The following is a 14,944-nucleotide window of genomic DNA, read 5'->3' on the forward strand; positions in this document are numbered from 1 at the left end:
TATAAGCATTGAATCGTATTCATACAATTCACTTTAATGAATACGTTCATTTTTCAAAATTGTATAGTATTTACTAGATTGATAGAAGTGTATCATAGTAGAATGTAGATAATGAAGAGTGAGGGGATGATGACATGTGTACGTTGTTAGATCATGAACACACCGCCTTTGTATTAGTGGATGTTCAAGGTAAATTGGCTGAAACGGTTCATAACAGTGAAGAGGTGTTGAATCAGTTAGAAATATTAATAAAAGGATTAAAGATTTTAGATATACCAATTATCTGGTTGGAACAATACCCGCAAGGATTAGGACGCACGCATGAACGAATTGCTAGACTCTTGTCGGACCTAGAACCAATCGAGAAAACAGCGTTCAATGCGTGTGAAAATGAAGAGTTTATGCATGCAATTGAAGCAACAGATTGCCAACAAATTTTAGTTGCAGGAATGGAAACTCATATATGTGCTTATCAAACGGCCATGGGCTTAAAGCAAGTTGAGTATGACGTTCAAATTATAGAAGATGCTACTTCATCAAGGACAGAAAACAACAAGAGTATCGGCCTTGAAAAATTGAAGGCGCATGGCATCTTTTCAACGAGTGTCGAAATGGTTCTATACGAACTGATGCATAGAGCTGAAGGAGAACACTTTAAGGAAATTTTAAAGTTGGTTAAGTGATTTAAAACGGGGATGGACAAGCAAGTTGAAACTCTCCATTTTCTGGTTCATACCAAAAAGAGGATTTAATTGTTCCATTAAACTAATATAGAGTACTGGAGTTACTACATAAAAGTGGTCCAAGCATAATAAAGAGGAATTCCAAAATACTAAATGAAGCTCAGAAATCCTTAATTGGAAATCTAGAGCTTCATTTTTGTAATAGACGGATGATTAACTGTTAGAAATGACTATAGTATGCACTAGGCAATGTCTGACTTTATATGATTTGCCTCACATAAACAGTCTACTAATTGTTGCACAGCCACTTCACCCGCATGCATCCATCTGCTTTTATCTTTTATTTGACCGTCTTTATCTAAAGGGGGTTGAAATTGGCTAAATCCAGTGGCGTCAATTAATGAAGAACCATCGCGATCTAAACCGATATGAACGACATGTTTAATAATATAGGGCTTTTCAAATCGAATGTACGCCTCATCTTGGTCCAATTCACCATCCAACACACGAAAGGGAATCCGTACGTAAATTCTTTCACCTTCTTCACTGCATAAAATGTGATCGAAATACCCTTTGTGATAATCCCAGTTCCCGCCAATATGGTATCCAATCTCTGAAATGCAATCTCTTACAAGGCCAAAATAAGAACTTTTTCCCTCTAACTTCGTTTCTAACTCCAACATTATTTATCCACCTCATTTAAAGTATTCTTTAATCAGTATTCACATAAATAGAATCTACATACGATTAAAATGAAGTTGGCAAATAATTCTAGTGGAAGACTTTCTTGTTGATGAATCAAGCATTAAAGGAACTCTTTTAAAGGCTTATGCTCTTGGAATAGCGAAGGCTATGTTAAAATGAAAAGAAGAAGATATTTAAAGGGGAAGTGTATATATGGTTGGACGTAATGATAGCTGTCCGTGTGGCAGTGGAAAGAAATATAAAAAGTGCTGTGCGTTAAAAAATGAAATTGAAGTGAACGATATTCATTTAGAGGAATTAGATCGAATCTTACAAGGCTTTTATGAAGTATATCCGAAACAAAAGGATGTACCGGAATATATGGAGTTAGCAAGCAAGTGGAAAAAACCTTTGTTAACGATGTTAAATGAAGAATTGATTGAAGCAGTAGTACTCGATGAATTCTTTTTTCATTACCGAAACGACATTTGGCTAGCGTATTTAGAACGAACAAATAAGAGACAAATTCGATCATCCATTAAGGAATTGCTTGAGACGTGGCAAAACCCAAGAGTTTTTATAGGGAAAGTTACGCAAGTTGATCCAGCCTATATGACTGTACAATCGATTTTCGGAGATAAAACAATCGAACTAAAGCGTGAAAGTGAAAAGCCTGTTTCCATCGGTGCACATTTGTATTGTTTCATTTTACCAGATGGTACTTTGGTTCCAAATCGGTACTTAGCAGTTTCTAGTCTAATCTTTTTTCCAGTCGATCATCAGGAAGTATTCAAAAACTTTGTGAAAAAGTATGATTCAACTTCCAATGAATCGATTGAATCCTTTTGGAAACAAAATAGCATTACCTTTTGGAAAGACATCGGAACGGACGGGTATACCGGAAGTGAATTTACAAACTTTGAAGAAGGCGTTCTTGACTTCGTGATGGACTTTTTGGAAAAACATGAACAAGTATCCGAAGATTTATTGGAGTTTGTAGAAGATTATTTAGTCGAGCTTCAACCGAATGCACGGAAAGAAGTAGCGATTGCGGCTGGAGCGATACGATACGGTTTAGAAAAATCTTATATTAAGCCACTCAATTTAACGCAGAAAGAACTTGCGGAATGGTTTGAAGTTTCGACATCATCTATGAATCGGTATTATAAAGAAATGACTTCATATGATGAGGCCCTAGTTTAATTAAATAACCTTAGATAAGTGATAAGCGTGCTTGGAAAGGTGGGATTACGATGAATATCGGAATAATAGGAACAGGCAATATTGCAACAAGTTTATTGGAGAATATATCTAAAGACAAAGGTATTGACGGTAAAGTCGTAGCGGTCTTTGGAAGAAATAAAGAAAAGGGAGAACTTTTAAAAGCCGCGTATGCAATTGAATTTTATACGGATTTCAATGCATTTATGGAGTCAGAAATGGATGTAGTTGTAGAAGCGGCAACCATTGAAGTAGTTGGCCTCTACTTAAAATGCGTTGTAGAACGTAAAAAAGACGTTGTCATAAGCAGTATTGGTGCCTTTAAAGAAGATGCCTACTTATCGGAAATGAAAAGCTTGGCGCAATCGAACGGTGTGCAAATCTATCTGCCGTCCGGTGCGATAGGTGGACTGGATTTAATCCAATCAGCAAACGCTTTAAATGGTCTTAAAAGAGTCCAAATTACAACAAAGAAATCTCCCATCTCATTAGGGTTAGAGAATGTTAGCGAAGAGAAACTGTTATTTGACGGATCGGCAAGAGAAGCAATTGAAAAGTTTCCTAAAAACGTGAATGTCGCGCTATTGCTATCGATTGCTGGATTAGGTACGGAAAAAACGAAAGTGAAAGTAATCGCAGATCCAGTGATTGAAAAAAACACGCATGTTATTGAAGCTGAAGGTGATTTTGGAAAAATGCATTTACAAATTGAGAATAACCCGATGTCAACAAATCCAAAAACGAGTTATCTTGCAGCGTTAAGTATTTTATCAACACTGAAAAACAAAGAGAATTCATTTCGAATCGGTAGCTAGTCCATTTTTTCCTCGTTAAATGATAGTTGAATGCTATATGTTTCAGTCGTAGAGACATCTCGTTTCACATGCGTCGGATTAAATACAAAAGACCAGGGCATTGCTGAAAATGGCGGTATCTCTAAAAGGAGTTCAAAGTTTTCTTCTGCAATTAAGTTTTTATGCTCATCAAGTAATTCTGCTTTGGTATTTGTAAGATGGAGTACCGTTTCAGAGTTGTTGCAAATAAAAGTTGTTGCTACAATTCCTTTATTCTTTTTTCCTTTTATTGCTATTGGACAAGTGAAACTGGCCTCCTGTTTCAGAGTACATTTGTTGAGAAGGCTTTCATACTTTAATTTTTCTTGTATGGTCAATGTTTGCTCCCAAACGGATTGATATGCTATTTGTAATGTCATGTGAATCCCTCATTTCTATTGTGAAAATACGAATCGTATTGTTCTTTCATTATACAACACTTAATAGGAACACGATTTAAATCAGCACACTTTTAGGATTTCATCTTCTAAAAGTGTGCTGATTTTTTCTGTTAGAGGAACTATTTTTCATGAAACGGGGTATAGCTTACGTATCAGTATGATTTTCAATGAATAATAGGGGTGAATGAAATGGAGTACAAAGGGAGAAGAAAAAGTTCCAATGTTGAAGACAGAAGAGGGCGAGGTGGGAAGACTCTTGTCGGAGGTGGGATTGGCGGTATCGTCTTAGTCATTATATTTACTTTAATGGGCGGGAATCCTGGTGACTTATTAGGTAATTTGGGGATGACAGATACTTCTCAAAGTATTCCTTATGAGGAGACAGAACAGGAAAGAGAATTAACGGAATTCGTTTCCGTCGTTTTAGCGGATACGGAGGAAGTGTGGTCAGAGATTTTTGAGAGCGAAGGGATGACCTATCAAGAACCTACATTGGTACTGTATTCAGAAAGTGTGCAATCGGCTTGTGGAACCGCAGGATCGTCTGTCGGTCCGTTTTACTGTCCAGGTGACCAAAAATTATATATCGATTTAAGTTTTTACCAAGACTTGAAAACGAAGTTTAATGCACCCGGTGATTTTGCGATGGCATATGTAGTTGCACATGAAGTAGGACATCACGTTCAAACACTTCTAGGTACAAGTGGCAAAGTAAATGCTTTACGAAGCCAATTGAGTCAGGAAGAATTCAATGAGTACTCTGTGAGACTCGAACTGCAAGCAGATTATTATTCCGGCGTGTGGGCGCATCATGTCCAAGGGATGAATTTATTGGAAGAGGGCGATTTAGAGGAAGCACTAAACGCAGCAAGTGCGGTTGGAGATGACACGATTCAAAAACGGGGTCAAGGCTATGTCGTTCCCGAAAGTTTTACACACGGGACATCGCAACAAAGGAAAGAATGGTTTTATAAGGGATTTGAAACAGGAACACTTCAAGGCGGCGACACGTTTGCTGGAACAGGTATTTAGAATTCGTATTTGAAAAAGCGGCTCATCGTCCATAGTGTGGGTTCATCACAAAATAGAGTGTTCTGTCGTAAAATAAAGATAGGTCAATACAACTGTTATACAATAGGTACTGATAAGAATAACTGTCATGCAACAACGTGGCAGTTATCTAAATTAGGAGGAGATTACTTATGGAGCAGAACAAACATCAAGCAGTAAAAGATTGTACGGAGTGTGGGAATAAATTTATCGAACAGCGCGAGTCAGGGCTTTATGAGTGTGAGCGTTGTATTGGTAAACATGAACATTGAAACAAAAATCTCTATTTCCTTTGAAAACAGGAAATAGAGATTTTTTCTATTTAGATTCGAATGTAACCAAGATCTACTTTTTGTATTTTGTGGAAGGCAAGCTTTTTGTACGAACAATTTCTTTGTTTTGAATTTCATCGAAATCAGGTTCTTCCCCAAACTCCGTGTTTAGGTTAGCTTCATTATATCGTTGATAAGTCCTTGAGGGTTCAATCTCTTCAGATGGTTTAAATAATAAACTTAGGCAAGCAATCCCACTTAAACCTACTAAAGCATAGACTACCCTTGACAAAAATGAGGTTTGTCCTCCAAATAAGGTTGCCACTAAATCAAATTTAAAAAACCCAATTAGACCCCAGTTGATTGCTCCAATGATGACAAGTGCTAAAGTTATTCGACCAATTGCGCTCATGGATGTGCACCTCCCTTTTCTAATGTTCGATTAAATTGCTAAAAGTGAATCTACAAGTGCTAAGATTCAAACTTATCTTTTACCAAAAGGGAAATAGTATACATCTCACGTAAATTAAATAAGGAGTGCATTCGCTGTTGTTTAAATGAAATTTGTATTCAGATTTATACATTAAAAGTGATGATTATTTTTAGAACAGGAATTCAATCACTTTTTTATGTTAGAATATAAAGAAGATTGTGATAGTAAAACGATTAGGAAAGAGGGGATTGAAAGTGGATTTAAAATACCCAATTGGGAAATTGCAAATTCCTGAAACAGTTACTTTAGAAAACGTTCAAGAAAGTCTAACCGAAATCGAAAGTTATGCAACAAGGCTACGTGAAACTGTAGAGTCATTAAGTGATGCGGAACTAAGTAAAACCTATCGTGAAGGTGCTTGGACAGTTCGACAGCTTGTCCATCACATTTCAGATTCACAACTAAATATGTTTCAGCGTTTGAAGTTAGCGTTAACAGATGATACACCAACTGTCCCAGATTTCAATCAGGTAAAGTGGGCTGCACTCCCGGATTCTGATCTTCCCGTTGAAAGTTCGCTTAAAATGCTTGAAGGCATTAACGAACGAGTTGTATCACTAGGGAACAATGTAACAAAAGAACAACTCGAGCGAACTTTTATTCATGAGAAAAATGGAGTTATTACAGTTGGGACAAAACTAACAAAACTTGCTTGGCATGAAGAACATCACTTAGCTCATATTAAAATTGCATTGTCAAAATAAAATAATCAAATTGAAATGGTTTATTGATATAGAGAATAAGCCATTTTTTTAATAATGAACTTAAGAAAGAGGTGCAAAGGTGCCTACAGTTAAAATAGGTGACGTGGACTTGTATTATGATGTAAAGGGTACTGGTGAAGTACTAGTTTTTACGCATGGAGCTTCATGGGATCATCGACAATGGGAACCACAAATAGAGAAGTTGTCTAAACACTACACAACCATTACATGGGATGTGCGTGGACATGGGAAATCTTCATTGCCAGAAGGTCCAGTAGACTCGGAAGATTTTATCAAAGATTTAATTGGATTACTTGAACATTTAAATGTAAAACGAGCACATCTTTGTGGTTTATCAATGGGAGGTCATATTTCACTTCAAACAGCCATAAAGCACCCGGAATTTGTTGCGTCACTAATAGTAATTGGGACACCCTTTACCAATAAATTCAATTGGTTTGAAAAAGTATTTGTTCCTATAAATCGGTGGTCAAGTAAATTTGTGCCTATGAACGTAATGGCAACAATTCAAGCAAAAATGCTCTCTAAATTCAACAGCAACAATAAACAATATATCCATGAAGTAGTTTCTTCAATGCCGTTAAAAAACTGGATACGAATATGGAATTCCGTTTCGACAATGGAAAGTGGAAGTGCATTGGATCAAATAAAATGTCCAACATTAATCCTACAGGGTGACCATGATAATATGATAGAAAGACAACAACAAGAATTGGAAAAACGTATTCCTCAATCTAAGCTCGTTTTTATCAAGAATGCCAATCATGCTACAAACCTTGATAACCCTGCTCAAGTCAACAATGAAATTTTTGATTTTTTATCCGAATTTGGAGGTTCAACTTAAGTGAAAAAAGTAGCATATGACGATTACTATGAAGAAGAAAATTATTTTGGAAATCCTTATCCTGGCCTTATTGAATATTTCACAACGTATGAACCGAAAGGAACCGTTCTAGACTTAGGATGCGGGCAAGGTAGAGACTCAATAGCTCTAGGGGAAATAGGCTACTCAGTTATTGGTGTTGATCACTCTTCTGTCGGGATAGCGCAGCTGAATGAAGAAGCCAAACGAAGAAAGATTGACGTTGAGGGAGTTGTTGGAAATGTGTATGAGTTTCCGGTACCTAAGGACGTTGATTTTGTACTGCTTGACTCAATGCTTCATTTCTATAAAAATGATTTACAAAAAGAGACCGACTTTGTACAGAAAATCCTTGTTGAACTGAGGGAAGGTGGTATTTTTGTGAATTGTATTTTAAAAGGGGAAGTACGTGAAAAGACATTGAAGGCGATTGTTCATGAGTCTCCTTACGAATGGGAAGTTCTAAAAGAAGTCTACACCGTTTACAGTGAAGCAAATTCAGAATTTCATTTCTTGGCAGTTAAAAAAGGGAAACGTAAATTATAGACGATAGTTAAATCTTTGTGATTAGAAAGGGAGACAATCTTATGACTCGACAACTCTGGATGAACCTACCTGTAAAAGATACAAGTCAATCAATGGAGTTTTTCAATCAACTTGGATTTAAGGCAAACAGACCTCCAGGAAACATTGATCAAGTGCAAGTTGTAGTCGGAGAACATAATTTCAACATTATGCTTTTTCCTAAAGAAACATTTGAAAAATTTACGAACCATGAAGTCGTTGATACGAGACTAGCGACCGAGGTCTTATTTTCTGTAGGTGCCGTGAGTAAAGAAGAAGTTGATGAAATCGCAAGGAAAGTAGTCGAGGCTGGAGGAACGCTATTTCATGAACCTGAAGATAGCCAAGGTTGGATGTACGGTTGTGGATTTTGTGATTTAGATGGACATCGCTGGAATGTGCTGTATATGAATCAAGATGAAATGCCGAAAGCATAACGGCTAAAAAATAGAACGATGGGGTGAAACTATGAAGTTAGGCGCATTTTCTGTAAGTTTAAATGTAAAAGATATCAAGATTTCAAAAGCGTTTTATGAGAAAATAGGATTTCAAGAATCAGGTGGGAATATAGATCAAAATTGGTTGATTATGAGGAATGAAAGTACCGTAATTGGTTTATTCCAAGGAATGTTTGAAAAGAACATTTTAACGTTTAACCCTGGTTGGGATCAGCATGCAAAGAATTTAGATGATTTCACTGACGTTCGAACAATCCAAAAACAGCTGAAAGAAAATGGCGTTCCATTGGTTTCTGAAACTGACGAATCAGGAACGGGACCAGCAAGTATCGTAATTGAAGATCCAGATGGCAATACGATTCTAGTAGACCAGCACAGATAAGAAAAAATGAACGCTCAGTTAATTGGATGAGCGTTCATTTCCCTATCTGCCAGACAATTTGCTTTCTTGAGGAATTCGAATCGATACGATTGTTCCTTTCCCATTTATCGAATCTATCGTTATTCCATACGATTCACCGTAATAAATCTTAATACGCTCATCGACATTTTTAATTCCAACACCGCCAAGCTTCATCCCGGTACTTTGCCTGACGTCGTCTACATCTTTATCTTCAAAACCTTCTCCATTATCTTTTACCGTTAAAACGATATCAGCCCCGATTGCTTTGGCATTAATTTCGATTAGACCCTCTCTAGAAAGACCACGAATGCCGTGGTACAAAGCATTTTCTACAATTGGTTGAAGGATAATTTTCGGAACTTCTATTTGATGTAAATGATCCTCACACTCAATCACATATGATAACTGGTCGCCATAACGTTCTTTTTGTATGAATAAATATTGACGGACATGATCGAGTTCATTTTCAATCGTTGTTAATTCTTTTCCGCCGCTTAACGAGAGCCTGAAAAAGTGAGCTAGTGACTTTGTAATATCAATCACTTTTTGACTGTCATTGAACTCGGCCATCCAGACAATCGTATCGAGTGTATTGTATAAGAAATGCGGATTGATTTGACTGTGCAACACTTTTATTTCAGAAGAACGGAGGTGTTTTTCATTTTCACGGATTTCTTGCATTAACAGTTCAATTTTTTGGACCATTTGATTGAAATGATTCGCAAGACTTTGTGCCTCGTAACACCCTTTTTCATCTATAGGGACATGGGTGAGTCCATCTTCAATTTCCTGCATCGCTTGTTCCAGTTTTTGAAAAGGTGCCGTTATTCTTCCAGCAAATATACTCACACTTAGTGCAGCAATCAGTTGAAGTACAATCCCAACGAGTAAAAAGATTTCTAGAAGTTGATTTTTAACCGCTAAAAGACTGTCCTGAGAGGAAACACCCGCGAGTACCCAGTCCGCATTTTTTAATAGGGTTGTTTGTGTATGGGTGCCTTCTTCACGATCGTAAACTTCTTTATTGGCAAGTATATTTATAAGTTCGCTTTGTTTTGTCTCGTCCATAAAGTAAGAAGGGTCCATATGGTACACGACTTGGGATTGTTCATTCATGATGAAAAAGAAACCGTTTTTCCCTAAATCCAAATTGGTTAAATAATCTTCAATGACTTGATACTCGATATCTATGAGCAATACACCAATATTATCTCCACTTGCGTCTTTTATTTCTCTACTTATGGAAATAACCCAACTGTCCTTATCCATCGAAAAGTTCTGCATGCGTGCGGATGTAAGTACAGGCATGCTTCCGCTATGAACGGCAGATGTATACCACTGCTCTTTCATCATGTCGCCCGACATACTCATCGTTAAATTCTCTTCATTGGAAATCAATTGACCGTCTTTACTAACAATGACGACCGATTTGATGAATGAATCTGACGCGACTATAGTATCGATGGTTTGCGATAGGTCGTTTTTATCCGCTGGGTCACGTTCTGAGTTCGATAAGTACGCTAGAAGCTGTGGATTTTCAGCAAGAATGCTTGAAACGGCTTTAAGGCGATCAATATAAAGGTCAATATACATGCCACTTTTCTCAACAGCTGCTTCAGTTGTTGAGACGGATTCTTTTAAGACAACTGACGAAATACTTGTGTAGAGAATAAAGCCCATAAGGAAAAGGATGATTGCGCTTGTAATTAAGTAATGCAATGCAATTTGAACACGAAGCTTTTTCAGAACATTGGATTTGAACATTTTCATAATTTGTTTTTCTCCTTAAATTGATTTGGAGATAACATAAATTTCTTTTTAAATGCAGTACTAAAATAATTAGGGTCTTCAAAACCAACTGCTGAAGCAATTTCATATATTTTCATATCTGTACTTAGCAATAAAATTTTAGCTCGGTTCAAACGAAAAGAAAGCATATAATCTTGGAAGGTTGAATCGTAAAGTGTTTTAAAAAGGGTACTCAAGTAAGAAGGATTTAAGGACAATTTCTCAGCTAAATAATTCAAAGAGAAATCGGGATTTGAAAAGTTTTGGTTAATTTCATTTTGAATTTTACTCTTATATCCTGGATCATCAGAAGGTGAAGAAGTGCGAATTAGGTTCGCAACGAGTGTGGATACTTCAGAATTTTTCTCGTCGACATGCACTTTTTGAATTAATTTTTTTAACGTATCTTCAATGTCGCTCCTGGATACCGGTTTTAAGACATAATCATCGATTCCGTTTTTTAATGCGGTTAATGCGTAGTCAAAATAATCATAGCCTGTGACGAGAGCAATTTTCACATCTGGTTTAATTGCCTTCGCAGCAATTGCAAAATCAAGGCCGTTCATTTTAGGCATATTAATGTCCGCTAAAACTAAATCGGGTTCATGTTTTATAAAAAGTTCCAGAGCCATTTCTCCGTTTGAAGCCTCGAATACTTGAGAGATTGAGAGAGCGTTAAAGTCTACAAAAGAACGGATTCCTTTAATAATGATCGGTTCATCATCGACTAAAAGCAATTTGTACATGCACTTCACCTCTCCCTTAAAATATTTCTGTTTTAATTATGAAGACTCTGTAAAATAACTCTGTTGATAGTTGATAAATTATTTGTACACTCCTTGTAGGGTGGAGTGGGAGGCATGAAAATATCGCTTCGTCAACGTTTTTTAGCATAGCTAAAATAATGAACCTTAATCGGTGATGGCCTCCCAGTAAGCTTGTCAGAAAACCGCTGTCGATCCTACTACTTCGGCTCACACTTGTCGCTTCTGCGCTGGCCAAATTGGATTCCAGGTTTTTGAAGTTTAGATAGTGAAACAAAAACTATTGCACGCTCTTAGTTGATTGGAGTGGAAGACGGCGACTCCGGGAGGGTCAGCAGGTCAGGTGAAACAACCAACGGGAGCGAAGCGAACGGGTTGGTCCACCGCCTGCCCTCCGGAACGCGTCCGTCTGAAACGGAAATCAACGTGTTAGATAAGCTAGCAGGAGAACTTTTAAATAATCTTTATCAACATTTTTATTTAACAGGGCTTAATATGAAAAAAAGGTGACAACAGCCACCTTTCCAAGCTATACCCTTATATTACGTGAACAAACGTTACTTTGCATACTCCGTAAGGTAGCCATATCCTTTGTCTTCCATTTCTTCTAAAGTGATAAAGTCAATCGCTGCACTGTTGATGCAGTACCGGAGGCCACCTCGATCTGTTGGTCCATCTTCAAACACATGCCCTAAATGACTGTTTCCTGAACGACTTCGGACTTCGACTCTTACCATATTAAAACTCTTATCTTCGTGCTCTACGATGACAGCGGGATCGATTGGATGTGTAAAACTTGGCCAACCGCATTTGGAATCGTATTTATCTGATGAAGAAAAGAGTGGTTCACCAGTTGCGACATCTACGTAAATACCAGGTTCATACGTATCCCAATATTCATTTGAATACGGAGTTTCTGTTCCATTCGCTTGAGTGACTTCGAACTGATTATCCGTCAGTTTTGCTTTCAGTTCCTCATCGCTCGGTCTTGGGTACATTGTTTCATCGATCAGACTTGGAATTTCTTGGTCCTCCAATGAATCAAATTCAATATGGCAGTACCCGTCTGGATTTTTATCCAAATAATCTTGGTGGTATTCTTCTGCGAGTACATACGCAGTTAATGGCTCAACTTGCGTCACAATCGGATCATCGTATTTCAGTTGTTCTTTTGCGATGACTTTATCAATTACTTGTTTATCGCTTTCGTTTGTATAAAAAACACCGGTGCGATAATGTTCCCCACGGTCATTTCCTTGTCGATTCAAGACAGTCGGATCGATTACGTAAAAGAAGTGGGTCAACAGTTTCTCCAAGTCAACACGTTCAGGGTCATACGTTACATGCACGGTTTCGGCATAACCTGTATTGCCTTTAATCACTTTCTCGTAACTAGGATCTTCGGTGTGCCCATTTGCGTATCCAGAAGTGGCATCCGCGACTCCGTAAATCCGCTCCATGAATGCCTCTACTCCCCAAAAGCAACCTCCAGCCAACCAGATTTCTTCAAGCTGATCGGGCTCAAACGTTAACTTTAGATTCGGGTTTTCTGGATATTTTGAAGAACTTGATGAAGTATTTTCTGTTGGATCTGTGCTGCTTGTCGAAGTAGAACTTGCTGAACATCCCGCTAGAACAATCGCCAATCCGATGAATCCGGCTATAAATTTGTATTTCATTGATTTTCAACTCCTTCTCAAACCAGTTTTACTTAAGTACGTCTTTGATTTGTTCGTTACTTAAATGCCCAGGCTGTGTTTTGATCAGTCCACCATTTTCATCAATAAAAGCGGAAGTTGGATACCCTCGCACGGAATAACTTTTTGCGACAGTGCCGCCTTCATCTAATAGAACCGGAAGGGCATCGACATTTTCAACGCCACTAATCCATTTGATAAAATCCTCTTTATTTTTTTCATTGTTATAATCGGGTGAGACAATGGTTAACACAACAAAGTCTGTGTCTTCTTCTGCGAGCATATTAATTTCTTCAAGTCCCGATAAGCAGATGGGACACCATGTTGCCCAAAATTTAATGTAAACTTTTTTACCAGCATAATCCTCAAGATTATGCATAGTACCATTTGTATCTTCTAATTCAAAAGTGGGCGCCTGATTGTCGCTACTGGTCATGTTGTCCGTTTTATCCGAAGAACTTGAGCAAGCTGACAATAATAGGAGCAGTGAAAGTACGAATAGACTCTTTTTCATCTTTATCAAACCTCGCTTTACTGTGGGATGAGTGTTACAAATAGATTTAAATTGTTCGTCATTAAGATAATACCCATGATGATAATAACGACACCACCAACAATCCGGATTTTACCCATATGTTTGTTAATTTTCTTTACTTGTTTCAATAAAATATCGGAAAAGATGGAGAGAATTAGAAACGGGATAAATAATCCGAGTGCATAAAAGGACATCAGCATTGCACCGTAAAGAGCGTGTCCGTCACTTGCGGATAAACCTAAAACAGCACCTAAGATGGGCCCAATACATGGTGTCCATCCAAAACTAAAGGTGAATCCAAGTAAATACGTGCCAAGTAAATCGCGTCGATCACTTCTTTTAAGTTCAAGTTTAGATTGACGATTTAAAAAGGAAAGTTTGAATAACCCAATTTGGTGTAACCCGAGGAGGATGACAACTGCACCACAAAATACGATGAATCCATCGGTATTGATAACGGAACCAAGTGCACCGGCACCGAAACCTAATAATACAAAGCTTGTGGAAAGACCCAATACGAAAATCGACGTCTTAAAAATTAATTTTGGTCGTAAGCTCCAGTTACCAATTGTGAAAAGTGCTTTTTGATTCGTCGTTCCATTGTCTCCTGTGGAAAGTATAGAGACATAAACCGGGAGTAAAGGAACAATACATGGTGAAAAAAAGGATAGGATACCAGCGAAAAATACGGTGCTTATTAAAATTTGCTCTGTAATCATAGGATTCGAACACCACCGTTCTTTAATCTATCTTAATTGTAAAGCGAAAACCGAAGAAACACTATAGATTCTAATTGTGTAAACCTTAGATTTGATTTGATAGAAGCAGCCCGTACGTGTTTTAATTAAGGAGAAATCAAAAAGTAGGGGGATTCAATGGGAGAAAAATTACCAGCACTATATGACATTGTTATGAAGCCGCTTGAAAAAGCTCGATTAACTAAAATACGCAAAAAACTAATTCAAAAGGCGGAAGGAAGAGTGCTCGAAATCGGTTCAGGTACTGGCATAAACTTTTCACATTATACGAATGCAACTCAAGTAGATGCGATTGAACCTAGCACATTAATGAGTGATCGGTCGATGAAACGTCTTAAAGCAGCAGAAGTACCGATCGAATTGCATACAGTATCAGCCGAAGAGCTTCCATTTGAAGACAACATGTTCGATACGATTGTTGCAACGCTCGTATTCTGTACAATCCCAGATCCGGTCAAAGCGTTAAATGAAATCTACCGAGTAAGTAAAAAGGGAGCGAAGTTTTATCTAATCGAGCATGTTCGCATGGATTATAAAGGCATTGGAAAAATTCAAGATGTGCTGACACCGGTTTGGAGAAAAGTCGCGGATGGTTGTCATTTGAATCGCGATACGCTTGCTCTTTTAGAACAATCAAGGTTTACAGTTAGAGAAGTAGAAACATTTTATGGAAAACTGTTCCTGCATATAGAATGCATAAAAAAGGTATAGGTTATTTCCATTAATTTAAGAGACTTGGAATTGAAGTACTAA

General features: G+C 37.6%; 19 protein-coding genes. 11 read left to right on the forward strand and 8 right to left on the reverse strand.

Annotation, left to right across the window (positions count from 1 at the left end):
• Positions 1–134 precede the first annotated feature (134 nt).
• The gene (locus ACXYMX_RS12885) at positions 135–683 is read left to right on the forward strand and encodes an isochorismatase family protein (RefSeq protein ID WP_459044649.1); all 549 of its coding nucleotides are present in this window, start codon (positions 135–137) and stop codon (positions 681–683) included.
• Between the two features lie 242 nt (positions 684–925).
• On the opposite strand, the gene ACXYMX_RS12890 is transcribed toward ACXYMX_RS12885, so the two are convergent.
• Entirely contained in the window at positions 926–1,366 is a 441-nt protein-coding gene (locus tag ACXYMX_RS12890; protein ID WP_459044650.1) for a YugN family protein, read from the reverse strand.
• 214 nt (positions 1,367–1,580) lie between these two features.
• On the opposite strand from ACXYMX_RS12890, the gene ACXYMX_RS12895 reads away from it, so the two are divergent.
• Positions 1,581–2,570, forward strand: coding sequence for a YecA family protein (locus ACXYMX_RS12895; RefSeq protein WP_459044651.1), 990 nt, complete (start codon positions 1,581–1,583; stop codon positions 2,568–2,570).
• A gap of 50 nt (positions 2,571–2,620) precedes the next feature.
• Positions 2,621–3,403: an aspartate dehydrogenase gene (gene nadX / locus ACXYMX_RS12900; protein WP_459044652.1), complete on the forward strand. Its 783-nt coding sequence runs from the start codon at positions 2,621–2,623 to the stop codon at positions 3,401–3,403.
• Here the strand turns inward: nadX and ACXYMX_RS12905 are convergent.
• The gene (locus ACXYMX_RS12905) at positions 3,400–3,801 is read right to left on the reverse strand and encodes an SLAP domain-containing protein (protein WP_459044653.1); all 402 of its coding nucleotides are present in this window, start codon (positions 3,799–3,801) and stop codon (positions 3,400–3,402) included. The two genes, nadX and ACXYMX_RS12905, sit on opposite strands and share 4 nt — an antisense overlap.
• Positions 3,802–4,011: 210 nt before the next feature.
• On the opposite strand from ACXYMX_RS12905, the gene ypfJ reads away from it, so the two are divergent.
• Together ypfJ and ACXYMX_RS12915 are read left to right on the forward strand one after the other, a co-directional pair.
• Complete coding sequence (gene ypfJ / locus ACXYMX_RS12910; RefSeq protein ID WP_459044654.1) at positions 4,012–4,854, forward strand: KPN_02809 family neutral zinc metallopeptidase; 843 nt, start codon at positions 4,012–4,014, stop codon at positions 4,852–4,854.
• 170 nt (positions 4,855–5,024) lie between these two features.
• A complete protein-coding gene (locus ACXYMX_RS12915; protein WP_459044655.1) occupies positions 5,025–5,144 on the forward strand; it encodes a protein YhfH in 120 nt (39 codons plus the stop codon).
• 73 nt (positions 5,145–5,217) lie between these two features.
• Here ACXYMX_RS12915 and ACXYMX_RS12920 read toward each other — a convergent pair whose 3' ends face one another.
• The gene (locus tag ACXYMX_RS12920; RefSeq protein WP_459044656.1) at positions 5,218–5,556 is read right to left on the reverse strand and encodes a DUF378 domain-containing protein; all 339 of its coding nucleotides are present in this window, start codon (positions 5,554–5,556) and stop codon (positions 5,218–5,220) included.
• 275 nt (positions 5,557–5,831) lie between these two features.
• Here ACXYMX_RS12920 and ACXYMX_RS12925 point away from each other — a divergent pair, with 275 nt between their 5' ends.
• The 5 genes from ACXYMX_RS12925 to ACXYMX_RS12945 all read left to right on the forward strand — a co-directional run bounded on the left by ACXYMX_RS12925 (position 5,832) and on the right by ACXYMX_RS12945 (position 8,628).
• A complete protein-coding gene (locus ACXYMX_RS12925) occupies positions 5,832–6,341 on the forward strand; it encodes a YfiT family bacillithiol transferase (RefSeq protein ID WP_459044657.1) in 510 nt (169 codons plus the stop codon).
• 79 nt (positions 6,342–6,420) lie between these two features.
• Complete coding sequence (locus tag ACXYMX_RS12930; protein WP_459044658.1) at positions 6,421–7,206, forward strand: alpha/beta fold hydrolase; 786 nt, start codon at positions 6,421–6,423, stop codon at positions 7,204–7,206.
• Positions 7,207–7,770 (forward strand): class I SAM-dependent methyltransferase, encoded by a 564-nt coding sequence (locus tag ACXYMX_RS12935; RefSeq protein ID WP_459044659.1) that lies wholly within the window; start codon positions 7,207–7,209, stop codon positions 7,768–7,770. It abuts the gene before it with no gap.
• 41 nt (positions 7,771–7,811) lie between these two features.
• Complete coding sequence (locus ACXYMX_RS12940; RefSeq protein ID WP_459044660.1) at positions 7,812–8,225, forward strand: VOC family protein; 414 nt, start codon at positions 7,812–7,814, stop codon at positions 8,223–8,225.
• A 31-nt stretch (positions 8,226–8,256) separates the two neighbouring features.
• Positions 8,257–8,628: a VOC family protein gene (locus ACXYMX_RS12945; protein WP_459044661.1), complete on the forward strand. Its 372-nt coding sequence runs from the start codon at positions 8,257–8,259 to the stop codon at positions 8,626–8,628.
• Positions 8,629–8,670: 42 nt separating this feature from the next.
• Here the strand turns inward: ACXYMX_RS12945 and ACXYMX_RS12950 are convergent, their stop codons facing one another.
• The 5 genes from ACXYMX_RS12950 to ACXYMX_RS12970 all read right to left on the reverse strand — a co-directional run bounded on the left by ACXYMX_RS12950 (position 8,671) and on the right by ACXYMX_RS12970 (position 14,152).
• Entirely contained in the window at positions 8,671–10,419 is a 1,749-nt protein-coding gene (locus ACXYMX_RS12950; protein ID WP_459044662.1) for a cache domain-containing sensor histidine kinase, read from the reverse strand.
• Positions 10,416–11,183: a response regulator transcription factor gene (locus ACXYMX_RS12955; RefSeq protein ID WP_459044663.1), complete on the reverse strand. Its 768-nt coding sequence runs from the start codon at positions 11,181–11,183 to the stop codon at positions 10,416–10,418. The genes ACXYMX_RS12950 and ACXYMX_RS12955 overlap by 4 nt, the downstream gene beginning before the upstream one ends.
• A gap of 575 nt (positions 11,184–11,758) precedes the next feature.
• Positions 11,759–12,880 carry a peptide-methionine (R)-S-oxide reductase MsrB gene (msrB, locus tag ACXYMX_RS12960; protein ID WP_459044664.1) on the reverse strand — a complete coding sequence of 374 codons (1,122 nt, stop codon included), beginning with the start codon at positions 12,878–12,880 and terminating at the stop codon, positions 11,759–11,761.
• A 28-nt stretch (positions 12,881–12,908) separates the two neighbouring features.
• The gene (locus ACXYMX_RS12965) at positions 12,909–13,412 is read right to left on the reverse strand and encodes a TlpA family protein disulfide reductase (protein ID WP_459044665.1); all 504 of its coding nucleotides are present in this window, start codon (positions 13,410–13,412) and stop codon (positions 12,909–12,911) included.
• Between the two features lie 17 nt (positions 13,413–13,429).
• The gene (locus ACXYMX_RS12970) at positions 13,430–14,152 is read right to left on the reverse strand and encodes a cytochrome c biogenesis CcdA family protein (protein ID WP_459044666.1); all 723 of its coding nucleotides are present in this window, start codon (positions 14,150–14,152) and stop codon (positions 13,430–13,432) included.
• A gap of 156 nt (positions 14,153–14,308) precedes the next feature.
• Between ACXYMX_RS12970 and ACXYMX_RS12975 the strand changes: the two genes are divergently transcribed.
• A complete protein-coding gene (locus ACXYMX_RS12975) occupies positions 14,309–14,902 on the forward strand; it encodes a class I SAM-dependent methyltransferase (RefSeq protein WP_459044667.1) in 594 nt (197 codons plus the stop codon).
• Positions 14,903–14,944 lie beyond the last annotated feature (42 nt).

This window comes from Sporosarcina sp. CAU 1771 (genome assembly GCF_054482775.1).